The following is a 15,774-nucleotide window of genomic DNA, read 5'->3' on the forward strand; positions in this document are numbered from 1 at the left end:
TGAGAACCCCTCTCGGTCGGGCCTACATACGTTGGCGCCTGCGGCGGCGGAGCTGGTCGAAGTAGACGGCCACGATCAGGACGCCGCCCACCGCGACGGTCTGCCAGAACGACTGCACCTGAAGGATGGTGAAGCCGCTCTGCAGCACCGCCGGGATGAAGACGCCGATCACGGTGCCGATCACCGAGCCGACGCCGCCGAACAGGCTGGTGCCGCCCAGCACGACGGCGGCGATCGCGTTCAGGTTGTCCTGGGTGCCGCTGGTCAGCGTGGTGCTGCTGAAGTGCGCCAGGTTCAACACCCCGGCCAGGCCGGCGAGTAGGCCGGAGAGCGCATACACCTTGATCAGGTGGCGGTCGACCCGGATGCCGACCCGCGCGGCCGCCTCGGTGTTGGAGCCGATCGCCCGGGTGTAGCGGCCGAACCTGGTGAGCCCGAGCCCGAGGGCGGCCACCGCGACCACCAGCACGGCGATCACGATCAGCCACGGCACGCCCAGCACACTGCCGCTGCCCACCGAATCGGTGAGCGCGGTCGGCACATTCCCCACGTCCACGCCGTGGGTGAGGATCTGGCCGAAGCCCAGTGCCATGCCGAGCGTCCCGAGCGTGACGATCAGCGGTGGCACCTTGGCCTTGGCGACCAGGAACCCGTTGAGCGCGCCCCAAGTCAGCCCGGCCAGCAGGCCGGCGGCGGTGCCGGCGGCGATCACGCCCCAGCCGGCCCGCGGGCCGCTGTCCAGGGCGTTCATGGTGCGGGCGGCGATCACCCCGGAGAAGATCAGCACCGAACCGACCGAGAGGTCGATTCCGGCGGTCACGATCACGAAGGTCTGGCCGACCGCGAGCAGCACCAGGATGGCCGACTCGGTGGCGATGCTGCGGAACTCGAAAACGGTGGCGAAGGAGGTCGGCCGCAGGATCGAGAAGACCGCCACCAGGGCGGCCAGGACGAGGAAGGTCCAGACCGTGTTCTGGCCGCGCAGGCGCCGCGCGGCCTCGCGCAGTTCGGTCATGCCGGCTCCGTAAGGTGGTGGTCGGGGTTGTCGTTGCCCTCGTTGTCGAGCGCGCCGGTCATCGCGGCGACCAGTTCCTCCAGCGAGGTCCGGGCGGCGGCGAACCGCGCCACCCGCCGTCCCAGCCGCAGGACTTCGACCCGGTCGGCCACCGACAGCACCTCGGGCATGTTGTGGCTGATCAGCACCACCGAGACGCCGCGGTCCCGGACGCGCCGGATCAGGTCGAGCACCCGGGCGCGCTGCACCACGCCGAGCGCGGCGGTCGGCTCGTCCATGAAGACGATCCGCGAGGCCCAGGCGACCGAGCGGGCGATCGCCACGCTCTGCCGCTGGCCGCCGGAGAGGGTGGCCACCGGGGCGCCGATGTCGCGCAGCTCGATGCCGAGTTCGGCGAAGGCCTCGACGGCGCGGGCGTTCATCGCCCGCTTGTCGAGCACGCCCAGCAGGCCGAGCAGCCCGCCGCGCACCTGCTCGCGGCCGAGGAACAGGTTGGCGGCCGCGTCCAGGTCGGCCGCCAGGGCGAGATCCTGGTAGACGGTCTCGATGCCCAGTGCCTGGGCGTCGCGGGGACCGCCGAACGACAGTGGCCGACCCTCCAGGAGGATCTCCCCGCCGTCCGGGGCGATCGCCCCGACCAGCGTCTTGACCAGAGTTGACTTGCCGGCGCCGTTGTCGCCGACCAGAGCCACTACCTCGCCCGGGTGGATCGCGAAGTCCGCGCCGCTCAGCGCCTGCACCTGGCCGTAGGTCTTGACGAGCCGCCGGGCCTCCAAGAGGGGTTCGGGCACCGTTCCTCCTTGCTCTGTGCGCAGGTGTCGTCAACTGCCGTGGGTCGTGCGGTCGATGGCGAGGACAACGTTGTCGCGGTTGGCATGTACTCACGGAACCTGAGGGGCTGTCAAGGGGTTCGACCGTAACCACGACCGTAACCACCGGGGCGTATGGGGTCGTCAAGTAGCCCTGGGGAGCGATGACTTGGCGTCCGGAGCGGCAGCGAGTGGCCGGGCGTGGCGGAAACTCCTGGCAACGTTGTCATCGCGTTGTCATCTCGTCGAGGTCAGGGAAGGCGGCCCGTGTCTGGACAGCCCGCGTCGGGACGGCCCACCATGAAGGACGTCGCGGCGGCGGCCGACGTCGGCCTGAAGACGGTCTCCCGGGTGGTCAACGGCGAGCCGGGGGTGCGCGAAGCGACGGCCGAGCGGGTCCGCCGGGCGGTGGCCCAACTCGGCTTCCGACGCAACGACAGCGCGCGGCTGCTGCGCCAGGGGCGTCACACCTGCAGCGTCGGGCTGATCCTGGAGGACGTCTCGGATCCGTTCTCGTCAGCTCTCCACCGGGCGGTCGAGGAGGTGGCCCGGGCGCACGGATCGCTGCTCTTCACCGGCTCCTCGGCCGCCGACCCCGAGCGCGAGCAGGAGTTGGCGCTGGCCTTCTGCGCCCGCCGGGTCGACGGCCTGATCGTCGTGCCGACCGCCGCCGACCACGGCTACCTGGCGCTGGAGACGGCGGCCGGCACCCCCGTCGTCGCGGTGGATCGCCCGCTGCCGGGCCTGGCGGCCGACGCGGTGCTCAGCGACAATCGGGGCGGCGCCCGGCGCGGCGTCGAACACCTGCTGCGCCAGGGCCACCGCCGGATCGGCTATCTCGGCGACCTGCCGGGCATCTTCACGGCGGGCGAGCGACTGCTCGGCTACCGGCAGGCGATGGCGGCGGCGGGGTGCGAGGTGCAGGAGCGCTGGGTCTCGATGGGCGGCCCGGACCCGGTCGGCATCCGGCTGGCGCTGGACCGGATGCTCACCGGCCGCTGGCCGGTCACCGCACTGATGAGCGGCAACAACCGGACCAGCGTGGCCGTTCTGCGCGAGTGGACCGGCCGGGCGCGGCGTCCGGCGCTGGTCGGGTTCGACGACTTCGAACTCGCCGACCTGCTCGCCATCCCCGTGACCGTCGTCGCCCAGGATCCGGCGGGTCTGGGTCGGACGGCGGCCGAGCTGCTCTTCCGCCGGCTGGCCGGTGAGCACGGCCAGCCCCAGCGGATCGAACTCCCCACCCGGCTGATCCCGCGCGGCAGCGGGGAGTTGGCGAGCTGAAGGGCGCGGCCTGCGCAGTGGGTGGTGGGTGGTGGGTGGCGCAGGTCAGGCGCGGGTGGCGACGGCGAAGATGCGGCGGAACGGGAAGACCGTCCCGTGCGGGCCTGCGGGGTAGGCCTCGCGCAGCAGTGCGCCGTACTCGGCGAGGAAGCGCCGCTGCTCGGCCGGGTCGGTGAGGTGGGTGAGCAGCGGGCGCAGCGCGGTGCCCTTGACCCAGTCGAGGACCGGGTCCTCGCCGGTCAGCAGGGTGCTGTAGGTGGTCTCCCAAACGTCGACGCTCCAGCCGCCGGTGCGGCCGGCGGCGACCAGCGCGTCCAGGTACTCGGCCGGCTGGTGGACGCCGGCCCGGCCGATGCGCTCGCCCAGGGCGTCCCGCCAGCGGGGGCTGCCGGCGAGTTCGCGCAGCAGGGTGTGGCTCGGCGCCTCGAAGTTGCCCGGGACCTGGAAGGCCAGGCTCGCGCCGGGGCGCAGCGCGGCGGCCCAGCGCGGCAGCAGGGCGAGGTGCCCGTCGATCCACTGCAGGGTGGCATTGCTGATGATCAGGTCGGGCGCGGCGGGGGCGGGGTCGTAGTCGTGGGCGTCGGCGAGCAGGTAGTCGGCGGTCGGCTCGCCGTGGGAGCGGGCGGCGGCCAGCATCTCGGGTGAGTTGTCGACACCGGTGATCCGCGCCTTGGGCCAGCGCTCGCGCAGCACCGCGGTGGAGTTGCCGGGGCCGCAGCCGATGTCCAGGACGACGGGCGCGGGCTCGCCGGGCAGGGCCGGCACGCGGGCCAGCAGGTCGCGCAGCGGACGGGTCCGCTCGTCGGCGAAGCGCAGGTACTGCTCGGGGTCCCACTGGACGGTGCCCATCGAAGCTCCAGGTGTCTCAACGCGGCTCGGCTCGGCTGGTTATCTTGACGTCAAGATAACCAGGTCAAGGATGATCCCGAAGTATCTCGATGTCAAGATACCTGTCGAGTCGTGCCGGGCTGAGAGACGGCTCGTCCGGCCGGGCTGAGGCCCGGCCGGACGAAGTGCTCCTGGTGGCGCCGGGTCAGCCGGCGCCGGTTGGGTCAGTGGTAGGCGAGCGAGACGCTGACGACGCCACCGCCGGTGTTGCCGACCGCGTTGTCGTGCCAGCCGGTGCTGTCGGTGTAGATCTCGTGCAGCGCGCCGCTCTCGGCGGCCTCCAGCACCCGGGTGCCGTCGCTGTGGCGGACCATGGAGACCGCGTTGACACTCCCGCCCACGCCGATGGGGTTGTCGTGCCAGCCGGCGGAGTCGGCGTAGATCTCGTGCAGCACGCCGTTCTCGACGGCCTCGATCACCCGGCTGCCGGTCGGGTCGATGGCGAATGACACGGCACTGGCGTTGCCGGCGGAGCCGGTGATGACGCCGTCGTGCCAGCCGGTGCTGTCAGCGTAGATCTCGTGCAGCACGCCGCCCTCGATGGTCTCGAGCACCCGGTCCCCGCTGGCCTTGTAGGCGATGGAGACGGCGCTCACCGAGCCCGCGGTGGGGATGGCGCCGTCGTGCCAGCCGGCGGAGTCCTGGTAGACCTCGTGGAGCACGCCGTTCTCGACCACCTCGAACGCGCCCACCGAGGTGACCGGGTTGTAGGCCAGCGCGACGGCGCTCACGGGGCCGCCCACGCCGGGGACGGCGTCGTCGTGCCAGCCGGCCGCGTCCAGCCAGACAATGTGCAGCGCGCCACCCTCCACGACGGCCTGGGTCGGGTTGCCGTTCAGGTAGGCGAGCGCGGTGGCCCAGATGTTGCCGCCGACCGGCAGCGCGTCGTCGTGCCAGCCGTCGCCGGCCGGGTAGACGTTGTGCAGCGTGCCGTTCTCGATGGTCGAGATCAGGCGGTTGTTCGCCGTGACCGGGGTGCCCGCGATCATGACGTCCGCGTAGTCGTGGTCGATTCCGATGGTCACGCCGTTGTAGGACTCGGTGACGTTGCCGTCGTACTGGTGGACGCGCTGGTGGTTGGACCAGTACGCGGCGGGAACCGCCGCGTCGTTGGTGTTGGCCGCCCCGTTCCAGTTGGCGTCCCAGATCACGTCCGGCATCGCGTACGCGGAGTAGTGGCCGGCCAGGTCGCTGATGCCGGAGGAGGAGCTGGAGTAGACACCGGAGTGGAAGCCGCGCGCGTGTATCTCGGTGGTCCAGGCCGCCAGGTACGCCAGGACGTTGCTGCTGTACGTGGAGGTGTACTGCTCCATGTCGGCGTAGAGCGTCGTGCCGGGGGCGAAGCCGAGCGCCTGGGCCTGGTTGGCCGCGTCGTCGGCGCTCTGCACGCCCTGCCAGCTCGGGCTGGTGAGCGAGGACGCCGACGGGCTCACGTAGATCGGCAGGAACTTCCAGCCGGCGGCGGACTCCTGCTGAAGCCAGGCGTTGGTGAGGTTGGGCTGGGCGCAGGCGCGGCGCCCGCCGATGTAGATGCCCAGTCCGCGGTAGGGCGACGCGGCCCAGGCGCTCAGGTCGCTGGTGCTGGGCGCGGAGCAGGCGTCAAAGGCCGCGCCGGTGTAGTCAGTGGTGGTGCCGGGGATGGAGACCACGGCGGCCGCGGTGGCCGCGCCCTGCGCGGTGGCCGCGGCGGCGGCGCGCGGGGTGGCGGGGCGCGGGACGGTGCTGCTCGTGTGCTGCGCGAAGGTGCTCGCCGGGCCGAACCCGGCCTGCTGCAGCACGTTGGAGACCGTGGACCGGTCGCTCCCGTAGGTGGCGGTCACCTTGATCTTCGGCGCGACGGCGTCCAGCTCGCCGGCTGACGGGTTGTCGACGGTCCGGGTGTCGGCGCCGCCGTCGGTGCGCGGCTCGATCAGCAGGGCCTCGGTGCGCGCGGACGGGTGGCTGGGGCAGGCCTGCTCGGCGCCCGGGGTGCCGAGGTAGACGGCATGCTGGTCGAACCGCACGCAGCTGGACGGATTGGCCGTCAGGTCGACGACCGGCCAGCCGGCGGGTACTTGGAAGGTGTGGCCCAGGTAGGACACCGCCTTGGTCGAGGCGGCCTCGGCCGTGCCGGCTCCGGCGGCCATCAACGCCACCATCGCCCCGATGGCAGTCAGGGCCTTCGCCCGATCCGTGCGCAAGCCATGCAGCATGAAAACGCTTCCCCATTCTCGATGATCAGAAACCGCTCAACATAGTGACGTACTGGTCGGGCGTCAGGTTGCAAGGGGGGTCACTTTGCCGACTGACCGTGCGCACCCACCGCGCGCACCCACCTCAGCTCGCCGTCGATCAGCTGGTCGGTGCGGGTCAGCCCCGCGGCGGCGGCGACGGCGGCGGAGGCCCGGTGGTCCGGGTGGACGTGCGCGACGATGCTCCGCACCGGCTGCTCCTCCAGCCAGCCGACCAGCGCGCGGGCGGCCTCGGTCGCGATGCCCCGGCGCTGCCACGGGGTGCCCACCATCCAGGCGATCTCGGCGACCGGGCCCTGCGGGGCGGGCTCAACGGTGGCCTGCAGCCAGGCCGTCAGGCAGTCCTCGGTGCGCAGCCGGACCACCCAGTTGCACCAGGAGACACCGGGCTCGGAGGGGCCGGCCACCCAACGTCGGTAGAGCGAGCGGAGGGTGAACTCACTGTCCGGCTCGCCGCCGATGAAGGTGTGCAGCGCCGGGTCGCCCAGCACCACGGCCATCTCCTCGGCGTGCTCGACCCGCAGCGGCTGCAGGTCCAGCCGCTCGGTGCGAAGGGCCGGGATGGTAAGGGAGTTCAATGCAGCCGCCTGATCGCCGTGAACCAGCATGTCGCCCCGAGCATCGGACTGCCGAGCCGGAACCGCAAGCGATTATCAGAGCGATCATCAGGGGGCGAGTGCTCGCCGGCGGGGGCTTGATCGAGGCCTAACCGACCAGCCGTCTGCGCCAGTTCAGCGGCGTGACCTTGACGGCCCGCGAGGGGTCGCCGTCCCACTCGACCGGCAGTCCGACCGCCTGGAGCGCGGCCGCCACCTCCCGGCCGATGGCCGCCGTCGTCTCCGTCGAGCTGTCGAATCCGCCGTACAGGAGCATCAGCCCCTGCCCGGCCACCGCCGAATCGGTGCACTGCGTGTGGAAGTAGACGAAGCCGCGGGCGTCCGGCGAACCCGCCGCGCCGATCTCCGCCTGACCGCACGAGCGGCAGCAGGTGAAGTTCTCCGCCGCCGTGATCCCGACGGCTTCGAGGGCGCTGAACGCCCGGGTAAGCCGCTCCGGATCCGTCTCACCCTCCCAGTCGGCCTGCGCCGCGAGCTGCTCGAGCCACAGCCGGTCGACCAACTGCCATGCCTGTGCGGGCGAGACGGGCCGCCGCTCGCCGGAGACCAGGTAGTCCTCCGCGAGCTCGGCCAGCTCCTCCCGGCTGGCATAGCCGCCCAGGAGCACCTCGCGGACGCGTGTCTCAAGCTCCTGGCGTTCGTCGTCGCCGAGCAGGAGTGCTGTGGTGTTCCCGTTCTCTGCCGTCATGGTGTCCATTCTGGCATCGACCACTGACACTCCAGGTGGCCGCTTCCTGCTGTGCGCGTCTGCTCGGTGCCGCGCCTCGGGTAGCGGACCGGGTAGCGGACCGGGCGCCGGGTCAGGGGTTTCCCCGGCGCCCGGAGTTCGCTGGACTCCATCTGCTCTGACGGGCCGTCGCACCGGCTCGGTTCACCCGCGGCCGCAGCTCTTCCCGAAAGCGCAACCGCACCCTGCGGGACGGCCGGAACGCGTAAAGCCGCCCGCACACCGGGGAACGGTGTGCGGGCGGCTTTACGCGTGGGCCGAGTCGGCTCAGGCGTCCGAGTCGGGGACCTGGGGGCTCCTGGCGTAGGCCTGGGTCGGGGTCATCGGGACGCCCTTGAGGTTGACCGTCCGGTCGTGGCTGACCTGGCCGCACTTGCTGCTGTCGTCGGCGGTGGCCGCGCTGGCGTTGCTGAGGGCGGCCTGGGTGTCGACGGGAGCGGGCGCGGCGGGCGCGCCGCCGCCGGACGGCGTGGTGCCCGTGGAGCCGCCGAAGGTGGTGCCGCTGGTCCAGTCGGTGCCGATGGTGAGTGTGATGCCGCTGCCTTCGCCGGGGACGACGGCGGAGGCGGGCAGCCCGAGCGAGGCCGCGACCTCCTGGGCGTCGGCCTCGCGGCCGGCGGTGTAGCTCACGGTGGTCCGGTCGGTGACCGTGCCGGTGACATCGGTGCTGCGTGAGCTGTAGCCCTGCGCGATCAGCGCGGTGCGCACGGCGGCGCCGCGGCCGCTGACCTTGCTGCCGTTCTTGATCTGGACGGCGATGTCCGCGGCCGGTGCTCCGGCGGGCTTGGGCGCCGCGGTGGGGGCTGCCGGGGCCGGGGCGGGCGCGGCGGCCGCGCCGGTGGCCTGGGCGGCGGCGGAGGACTTGTCCCCGCTGCCGGTGGTCAGCGACTGGTCGTTGATGATCGTCTTGAACAGGTTCTGCGCGGCGGGCGCCACCACGACCCGGGAGTTGTTGCTGGGGTCGGGATCGTTCTGCATGGTGGTGAAGGTGATCCGGTTCGTCGGCACCTTGTTGAGGTCGTTCGCCAGGCCCATCAGCTGCGGGATGCCGCTCAGGCCGGTGTCGACCGTCAGCGCCTTGGTGGCGGAGTTGGCCAGCGACCAGACGGCGGAGGGGTTGGTCAGCGTGCCGGCGCTCTTGAGCTGGCGGACCATCGAGCCGATGAACAGGTGCTGGGTGACGGTGCGCCCCAGGTCGCTGCCGTCGCCGAAGCCGTGCCGCGAGCGGACGAACTGCAGGGCGGCCATGCCCTTCAGGGTGTGGTCGCCCTTCTTCAGCTTGAGGCCCGAGTCCGGGTCGTAGACGTCGTCGCTGACGCAGACCGGCACGCCGCCGACCGCGTCCGACATCTGCACCACACCGGTGAAGTCGACGGTGATGAAGTGGTCGATCGGGATGCCGGTCAGCTGGTGGACGGCGGCGACCGTGCAGCCCGGGCCGTAGTCCAGGGTGCTGTTGATCTGGCCGCGCTGCGCCTTCATCGACGTGTGGTTCTGGGTGTCGGTGCAGCCCGGCAGCTGGGCCATGGTGTCGCGCGGGACGCTCATCACGGTGGCGTTGCTGCGGTCGGCCGAGACGTGCAGCACCATCTCGACGTCGGCGTTGGCACCGCTGCCGCAGTCGCCGCCGATCGCGCAGTCGGCGGCGTTGTCGCGGGTGTCGGAGCCGATCACCAGGATGTTGATCGGGGTCCGGCCGAAGGCGTCCGGCGTCTCGTGACCCGCGTCACCCGAGGTCCCTGCGAAGAGCGGGGAGCTGTGGATGTTGCCGTTCAGCGTCTCGTACGCGTAGGCACCCACGCCGGCGGCCACCAGGACGGCGCCGGCGCTGGTGTAGGCCACGATCCGCAGTGCGCGACGAGGCTTCTTGCGGCTCTTGCGCGCCGCGGCCCGGCCGCCGCCGGCAGCGGCCGGTGGGGTCGGACCCGCACCGCCCTGCCCGCGCCGTCCCGAGCGGGACCTGTCCGCCTGTATCTCGGTCATGCCTGCGTGCCCTCATTCCTCGACCGCTCCGCTGCCCGCCGGTTGTCCAGCTGACGGCCCACGACGTGCGCACCCCGTACCGGTCGGGGCGCGCGCAGCTCGTGCCGCGGCTCAACCACCCCACTCGGTGCGACGATCCACTGACCCGTCACTCGCTCTCCTTCGTCCAGTCAGCCGGGGCCCCGGCGGTCTCGGTCCAGCCGTTCCGGATCCGGGGCTCGCCAGTCTTGGTTAACTGGACGCCTCGGCGAGCCGAACGGTTGCATCGCCTGTAGACAGGACCAGCGGCCTGCGACAGATATGCCAAGGTAGCGCCCGTTTTCCCAGGGCAGAGTACCGGGGCGCCCCTGACCGCCGACCGGGGCGGTGCGAGGGCCCTGACCACTGGCCCGTCGGGAGGTCGACGTGACCAACTTCACGCAGTGGGGAGCGGGTGTCGGGGCCGCGGGCCGAACGGACCGTCAAGAGCATCGTGCACGGCGTCGTCACCCGCCTCGACCTGCGCACCCGCACCCGGGCGGCGATCGGGCAGCACGGCGACGAGGAGGGCGGCGACCCCCGCCGTCACCCCGACGCCGGCCACCGCCCGCCAGCCGCCGTGCTGCCAGGCCAGCGTGCCGGCCGTCGAGCCGATCGCGATGCCGAGGAACCGAAGGGTGAAGTAGCAGGTGTTCAGCCGGCTGTGGATGGCCGGGTCCAGCGTGAACAGGGCACTCTGGCAGGCGACTTGGTTGCCCCAGGTGCCGACGTCCAGCAGCACCGTGCCGGCGGCCAGCCAGCCGAGGCGGTGGCCGCCGGGCAGCAGCACCGCCCAGCCGGCGAGCACGATGGCGATCAGCACGGCCGGCGTCCCGCGCGGTCCCAGGCGGTCGGCCAGCCTCCCGGCGGCGGGCGAGGCCAGCGCGCCGGCCGCCGCGACCAGCCCGAACAGGCCGACCCCGGTGGATCCGTAGTGGTATCGCTGCTCCAGGAGGAAGGTCAGCGCCGTCCAGAACGCCCCGAACGAGACGCCGACCAGCGCCCCCGACAGGGTGACCCGCCGCACCAGCGGGTGCGCCGCGAACAGGCGTGGCAGCGAGGCCAGCGTCCGGTGGTAGCTCCGGCCGGCCGCGCCGCGCGGCACGCCGGGAAGCGCGCTGGGAAGCGCGCGCCACAGCAGGAGCGTCAGCAGCAGTGTCGCCACGCAGGAGCACCAGTAGACGGACCGCCACCCGGCCGCCGCCGCGAGCGCCCCGGAGTACGTCCGGGAGGTCAGCACGCCCAGCAGCAGCCCGCCCTGCAGCACGCCCACGGTCCGGCCACCCCGGCTGCCGTCCATGGACAGTGCCAGCGCCAGGGGCACCACCAGCTGGGGGACAGGGGAGAGCAGCCCGATCGCGAAGCTCGCGACCACCAGCACCCCGGCGCCGCAGGCCAGCGCGGCCCCGGCCAGCGCCAGGCACGAGGCCGCGCACAACCACAGGATCAACCGCCGCCGGTCGTGACTGTCGCCGGCCGGCACCAGCAGCGCGATCCCGGCGGCGTATCCCAGCTGGGTGGCGGTGGGCACGGCGCCCAGCAGCTGCGGACCGACGTGCAGCGAGCCGGCGACGGCGGTCAGCAGCGGCTGGCTGAGGTAGATGTTGGCGGCGGTCACCGCGCTGGTGGCGGCCAGCAGTGCGGTCAGTCGTCTGTTCACCGCCCAAACGCTAGGCGGGCCGCTTCTGGCATGCTTTCGCCGTTGTGCCACCCACTGTCGAGATCGCGCCAGCCGCGTCGGGGGAGCCGTGTTCGGTAAGAGCGAGGACCGCGACGACTACCAGGACGTCCCGAGGCCGCTGGCCGCGATGGCGCGCGACCTGCCCGACGGCCACCACATCGCCGCCCACCAGCACCGGCGGGCGCAGCTGATCTACGGTGCGAGCGGCGCCATCACGGTGGTCACCGGGCGCGGCCTGTGGGTGGTGCCGGCGACCCGGGGCGTGTGGATCCCGGGCGGCATCGAGCATGCGATGAGCTGCACGGGGGCGGTCCGGATGCGCACCCTCTACATCGAGGCGCAGGCGGCGGCGGGCCTGCCGGTCGAGCCGACCGTGGTGTCGGTCCCGCCGCTGCTGCGCGAACTCATCGAAGCGGCGACCCGGGTGCCGCTGGAGTACGACCGGGACGGGCGCGACGGCCGGCTGATGGAGCTGCTCCTGCTGGAGTTCGAACCGCACCCCGTCGCCGCGCTGCACCTGCCGTCCCCGACCGATCCGGACCTCGCGCCGCTCTGCGCGGCCGTCCGGGCCGACCCCGGCGCCGGCTGGGACACCGCGACCGCCGCGGCCCGCGCGCACCTGAGCCCGCGCAGTCTGCAGCGCCGCTTCCCGGCCGCGACCGGCATGACTCTGGCGCACTGGGTCCAGCAGGCGCGCCTGGTCCGCGCGGTGGTGCTGCTGGCGGCGGGCAGGCCGGTGACCGCCGTCGCCACCGAGCTCGGCTACGCCACGCCCAGCGCCTTCACCGCGATGTTCCGCCGCACACTGGGTACACCCCCGAGCGCCTACTTCGCCGAGCGGGACGGCCACCATACGGACCCCTGGATCTGCCCGTGAAGCCTCCCCGGAAGTCGGGTCAGCCGACTTCCGGGGTCCTGATATGGAGGGCCTCGGCGGCGGTGGTGAGGGCGGCTTCGGCGTCGGGGCGTTGGGTGGCGTAGAGGAGGCCGTAGGCGAAGGTGTCCTCGCCGTGGGCGCGGGCTTCGGTGGCGAGGGCGAGGACGGCCTGCTCGGCGACCACGCCGTCCTGGTAGCGGCCGAGGGCCTGCTGGAGCTGCTTCATCCGCTGGGCGCAGCGCGCGCCGGCCGCGCCGGTCAGCGGCAGCATGCTCTCGGCGGTGTAGCGGGCGCGTTTGGCGGCCTTGCGCGCGCGGTGCAGCTCGCCGTCGCGGTCCGGGCCCGGCGGGCGTTCGAATGCGGCGCGCGCCCGCCCGAGGGTGCGGCGGCGTTCGCGGCGCAGCACCCGCTTGGCCTCGGCGCGTCCCCGGGCGGCCCGGCCGCGCAGCGGGGGGTGGTCGGCGGTCTCGGTCAGCGCGGCCAGCAGGGCGCCGTAGCGCTCGCTGTCCAGGGTGTGCACGGCGGCGCGGTGAGCGGCGGTGTAGCGGTGCTCGAAGCGGTCTCGGATCCGCGCGGCCAGCTCCTCGGGGTGGGCCTGCGGCGCCAGCCCGGTGGCCTGCGTGGCGAGCCGCTGCCCCAGCACCTCGGCGTCCCGGGCGTGGCCGAGCACCTGGCCCAGCAGGCGCAGCTCCTCGGCCAGCGGGTCGGTGTGCCGGCGGCGCAGCAGGCGGCGGTGGGCGGTGAGCGCGCTGCGCAGCCGCCGGACGCAGACCCTCATCCGGTGCACGGAGTCGGGGGCGTCCGCGCGGACTGCGGCGTCGAGCTCGACCAGCTCCGCGACCTGGTGGCGCAGGTAGGCCGTGAGCGCGGCGCCCACCGACGCCGAAGAGTGGGAGGCCATAGAGATGACCTTCCCACCGTGCGCCGCTCTACGCAGCCCACGGTGGGTCGCTCAGCGTGCGACGTCCCGGCGGGTGGCGGCCAGGTAGCCGACCAGCGCCAGGATGGCGACCGTCCAGCCCGCCGTGACCGGTCCGAGCCCGAGCGCCAGGCCGCCGCGCTGGTGCGAGACCGCCATCCAGTCCGCGTAGGACGCGCCGAGCGGCCGGGTGAGCACGTACGCGATCCAGAAGGCGGGGACGGCGCCGAGCCGGAAGCCCTTGTGGGCGATCGCGGGGAGGGCGATCAGCACGGTGAACATCACGCCGGAGGCGACGTAGCCCAGGCCGAAGGTGGTCGCGGTCAGGTCGCCGACGGCGGTGCCCAGCGCGAAGGTGGCCAGCACGGTGGCCCAGTAGAAGAGCTCGCGCCGCCGGGTGGCGATGCTGTGGATCGAGAGGGTGCGCTCGACGGCGTACCAGGCGGCGAAGACCACCGCGAGGGCGACCAGGAAGAAGGGGGCGGAGATCAGGTACGGTACGCCGAGGCCGACGTGCAGGACGTCGGCGGCCATCGTGCCGAAGACGCTGACCATGACGACGGTGGTCCAGTAGATCCACGCCACATACCGGCGCACGCTCAGCTGCACCGCCAGGCAGACCACCAGGCCCACCCCGCCGAGCGCCACGGCGATCATCGGGTTCAGTACATGGGCCAGGAAGTCGGAGGCTGTCTCGCCCATCCCGGTGGTCAGCACCTTGATGATCCAGAAGAGTGCCGTCACCTCCGGCACCTTGTTCAGCGCCTGCCTGACGGGGGCCCTGTGGCTGTTCGGCTGGAGTTGAGCTGTCGTCATACGAGGCAGAATGGCATAATTCAGGGCGAAGTGTCTACAAGCCTGTAGACGAACAAGGTGTGACCGGCAGGCGAAGCACCAGCGCCAGACCGCCCTCCGCCCGCACGGCGGCCCGCACTGTCCCGCCGTGCGCGAGCGCCACCGCCCGGACGATCGACAGGCCCAGGCCCGCCCCCTCCGGACCGTCGGCGCCCGGGCCGCTGCTGCGGCGGGTGTGCCGGCCGCGGTGGAAGGGCTCGAAGAGCTCCTCTACCCGCTCGGGCTCCAGCGCCGGGCCGTCGTTGGCCACCGTCAGCTCCACCGCCCGCCCGTCGCCCGTCCGGCGGGTCGCCACCAGCAGCAGGCCCCCGTCGCGGTTGTACTTCACCGCGTTCTCCAGCAGGTTGGCCACCGCGATGCCCAGCAGCGCCACATTGCCCCGCAGCGGCGCGGGCGCCAACTCGACCTCCAGCCGCAGGCCCCTTGCCCGGCGGCGGGCGGCGACCTGGTCCAGCGCCTCCGCCGCGATGTCCGCGAGGTCGTCCTCGGAGGAGTCGGTGGAGTCGGTGACCCGCTGCTCGGAGCGGGCCAGCACGAGCAGCGCCTCGATCAGCCGCTGCGCCTGCTCGGTGGAGTCGGCGACGTCCTGCGCCATCGCGCGCCACTGCGCCTGGGTCGCGGCGGGCTTGGCGAGGGTCACCTCGACGGCGGCCCGGGTCACCGCGAGGGGCGTGCGCAGCTCGTGGCTGGCGTTGGCGACGAACCGCCGCTGGGTGACGAAGGCCGAGTCAAGGCGCTGCAGCATCTCGTCGAAGGTGTCGCCCAGCTCCTTGAGCTCGTCCGGCGGCCCGGGCAGGTTCAGCCGCTCGTGCAGCGTGGTGCCGCTGGCTCGCCGGGCCGCCGCGGTGATCGCCTTGATCGGCCGCAGCATCCGTCCGGCGATCCACCAGCCCAGCAGCGCCGAGACGGCGACCACCAGCAGGAGCAGCAGCAGGGCGTCGCGCAGCAGGTGGGAGACGGCGACGTCGCGGATCTGGTCGCTCAGACTGAGGATGTGGTCGTGGTCGGGGTCGAGCCGGCCGGGGATCGCGCTGGGCGGCAGCGGCTGGAAGATCGCGTGGTAGAACGCCGTGGTCATGGCGAGCACCAGGGCGCTGCCGCCGATGGTGAAGAGCGTCGCGTAGGTGAGCGTCAGGCGGGCCCGGATGGTCAGCGGCGGATGCCGGAGCCACGCGACCAGCCAGCGGAGCCAGCCCGTGGGCGGCCGGTTCACGGCGCGATCCGGTAGCCGGCGCCGACCAGGGTCTCCACCACGTCGGGCGGGCCCAGCTTGCGGCGCAGCCGGTTGACGGTGACCCGGACGGTGTTGGTGAACGGGTCGGCGTGCTCGTCCCAGGCCCGTTCCAGCAGCTGCTCGTGGCTGAGCACGGCGCCGTCGGCGGTGAGCAGCACCTGCAGCACGGTGAACTCCTTGGCGGTCAGCGCGATCGGCCGCCCCGAGCGGTGCACGGTGCGGCGCAGCGTGTCCATGGTCAGGTCGCCGCGCGTCAGCAGCGCCGGGTGGGAGCGCCGCCGACGGCCCAGCGCCTGGATGCGCAGCGTCAGTTCGGCGAACGAGAAGGGCTTGCCGAGGTAGTCGTCGGCGCCCAGGGTCAGGCCGTCCACCCGGTCGTCGGTGCCGGAGAGAGCAGTCAGCATCAGGATCATCGGGGCGTCCGGGCGGGCCGCCAGCACGCTGCACACCTCGTCGCCGGGGGTGCCCGGCAGATCGCGGTCCAGCACCAGCACGTCGTACTCGCTCAGCTCGCACTTGTGCAGGGCGTCGTCGCCGTCGTGGCTGACGTCCACCGCCATGCCCTGGTCGCGCAGCCCCTCGGCGATGCGCGCGGCCAGGCGTAGTTCGTCCTCGACGACCAGGATCCGCATGCCC

Annotated in this window: 13 protein-coding genes and 1 pseudogene; 2 read left to right on the forward strand and 12 right to left on the reverse strand. The window is 72.8% G+C overall.

All coding sequences use genetic code 11. The annotated features are described in order from the left end of the window. Positions 1-22: 22 nt before the first annotated feature. Entirely contained in the window at positions 23-1,015 is a 993-nt protein-coding gene (locus P3T34_RS33995) for an ABC transporter permease (protein WP_280669890.1), read from the reverse strand. Continuing rightward, positions 1,012-1,806 carry an ATP-binding cassette domain-containing protein gene (locus tag P3T34_RS34000; protein ID WP_280669891.1) on the reverse strand — a complete coding sequence of 265 codons (795 nt, stop codon included), beginning with the start codon at positions 1,804-1,806 and terminating at the stop codon, positions 1,012-1,014. The genes P3T34_RS33995 and P3T34_RS34000 overlap by 4 nt, the downstream gene beginning before the upstream one ends. A gap of 318 nt (positions 1,807-2,124) precedes the next feature. Between P3T34_RS34000 and P3T34_RS34005 the strand changes: the two genes are divergently transcribed. Then, entirely contained in the window at positions 2,125-3,108 is a 984-nt protein-coding gene (locus tag P3T34_RS34005) for a LacI family DNA-binding transcriptional regulator (protein WP_280672559.1), read from the forward strand. Positions 3,109-3,153: 45 nt separating this feature from the next. On the opposite strand, the gene P3T34_RS34010 is transcribed toward P3T34_RS34005, so the two are convergent. The 6 genes and pseudogenes from P3T34_RS34010 to P3T34_RS34035 all read right to left on the reverse strand — a co-directional run bounded on the left by P3T34_RS34010 (position 3,154) and on the right by P3T34_RS34035 (position 11,232). After that, complete coding sequence (locus P3T34_RS34010) at positions 3,154-3,957, reverse strand: methyltransferase domain-containing protein (RefSeq protein WP_280669892.1); 804 nt, start codon at positions 3,955-3,957, stop codon at positions 3,154-3,156. A 203-nt stretch (positions 3,958-4,160) separates the two neighbouring features. Further along, entirely contained in the window at positions 4,161-6,188 is a 2,028-nt protein-coding gene (locus tag P3T34_RS34015) for a glycoside hydrolase domain-containing protein (RefSeq protein ID WP_280669893.1), read from the reverse strand. A gap of 80 nt (positions 6,189-6,268) precedes the next feature. After that, positions 6,269-6,805: a GNAT family N-acetyltransferase gene (locus P3T34_RS34020; protein WP_280669894.1), complete on the reverse strand. Its 537-nt coding sequence runs from the start codon at positions 6,803-6,805 to the stop codon at positions 6,269-6,271. A 127-nt stretch (positions 6,806-6,932) separates the two neighbouring features. Next, positions 6,933-7,496: pseudogene (locus P3T34_RS34025) on the reverse strand (hypothetical protein); the annotation flags it as partial. Between the two features lie 342 nt (positions 7,497-7,838). Next, positions 7,839-9,554: an LCP family protein gene (locus P3T34_RS34030; RefSeq protein ID WP_280669895.1), complete on the reverse strand. Its 1,716-nt coding sequence runs from the start codon at positions 9,552-9,554 to the stop codon at positions 7,839-7,841. A 415-nt stretch (positions 9,555-9,969) separates the two neighbouring features. Further along, positions 9,970-11,232 (reverse strand): MFS transporter, encoded by a 1,263-nt coding sequence (locus tag P3T34_RS34035; protein WP_280669896.1) that lies wholly within the window; start codon positions 11,230-11,232, stop codon positions 9,970-9,972. Between the two features lie 88 nt (positions 11,233-11,320). Here P3T34_RS34035 and P3T34_RS34040 point away from each other — a divergent pair, with 88 nt between their 5' ends. After that, positions 11,321-12,130 carry a helix-turn-helix transcriptional regulator gene (locus tag P3T34_RS34040; protein WP_280669897.1) on the forward strand — a complete coding sequence of 270 codons (810 nt, stop codon included), beginning with the start codon at positions 11,321-11,323 and terminating at the stop codon, positions 12,128-12,130. 19 nt (positions 12,131-12,149) lie between these two features. On the opposite strand, the gene P3T34_RS34045 is transcribed toward P3T34_RS34040, so the two are convergent. The 4 genes from P3T34_RS34045 to P3T34_RS34060 are packed head-to-tail and all read right to left on the reverse strand — an operon-like array spanning position 12,150 to position 15,770. Next, positions 12,150-13,031 (reverse strand): CHAD domain-containing protein, encoded by an 882-nt coding sequence (locus P3T34_RS34045; protein WP_280669898.1) that lies wholly within the window; start codon positions 13,029-13,031, stop codon positions 12,150-12,152. A gap of 51 nt (positions 13,032-13,082) precedes the next feature. Next, entirely contained in the window at positions 13,083-13,865 is a 783-nt protein-coding gene (locus P3T34_RS34050; protein ID WP_280669899.1) for a hypothetical protein, read from the reverse strand. 34 nt (positions 13,866-13,899) lie between these two features. Continuing rightward, positions 13,900-15,117, reverse strand: a complete 1,218-nt coding sequence (locus P3T34_RS34055) for an ATP-binding protein (RefSeq protein ID WP_280669900.1) — start codon at positions 15,115-15,117, stop codon at positions 13,900-13,902. Continuing rightward, positions 15,114-15,770, reverse strand: a complete 657-nt coding sequence (locus P3T34_RS34060) for a response regulator transcription factor (protein ID WP_280669901.1) — start codon at positions 15,768-15,770, stop codon at positions 15,114-15,116. Before P3T34_RS34060 ends, P3T34_RS34055 begins: the two co-directional genes overlap by 4 nt. Positions 15,771-15,774 lie beyond the last annotated feature (4 nt).

It is taken from the genome of Kitasatospora sp. MAP12-44 (genome assembly GCF_029892095.1).
Lineage (GTDB): Bacteria > Actinomycetota > Actinomycetes > Streptomycetales > Streptomycetaceae > Kitasatospora.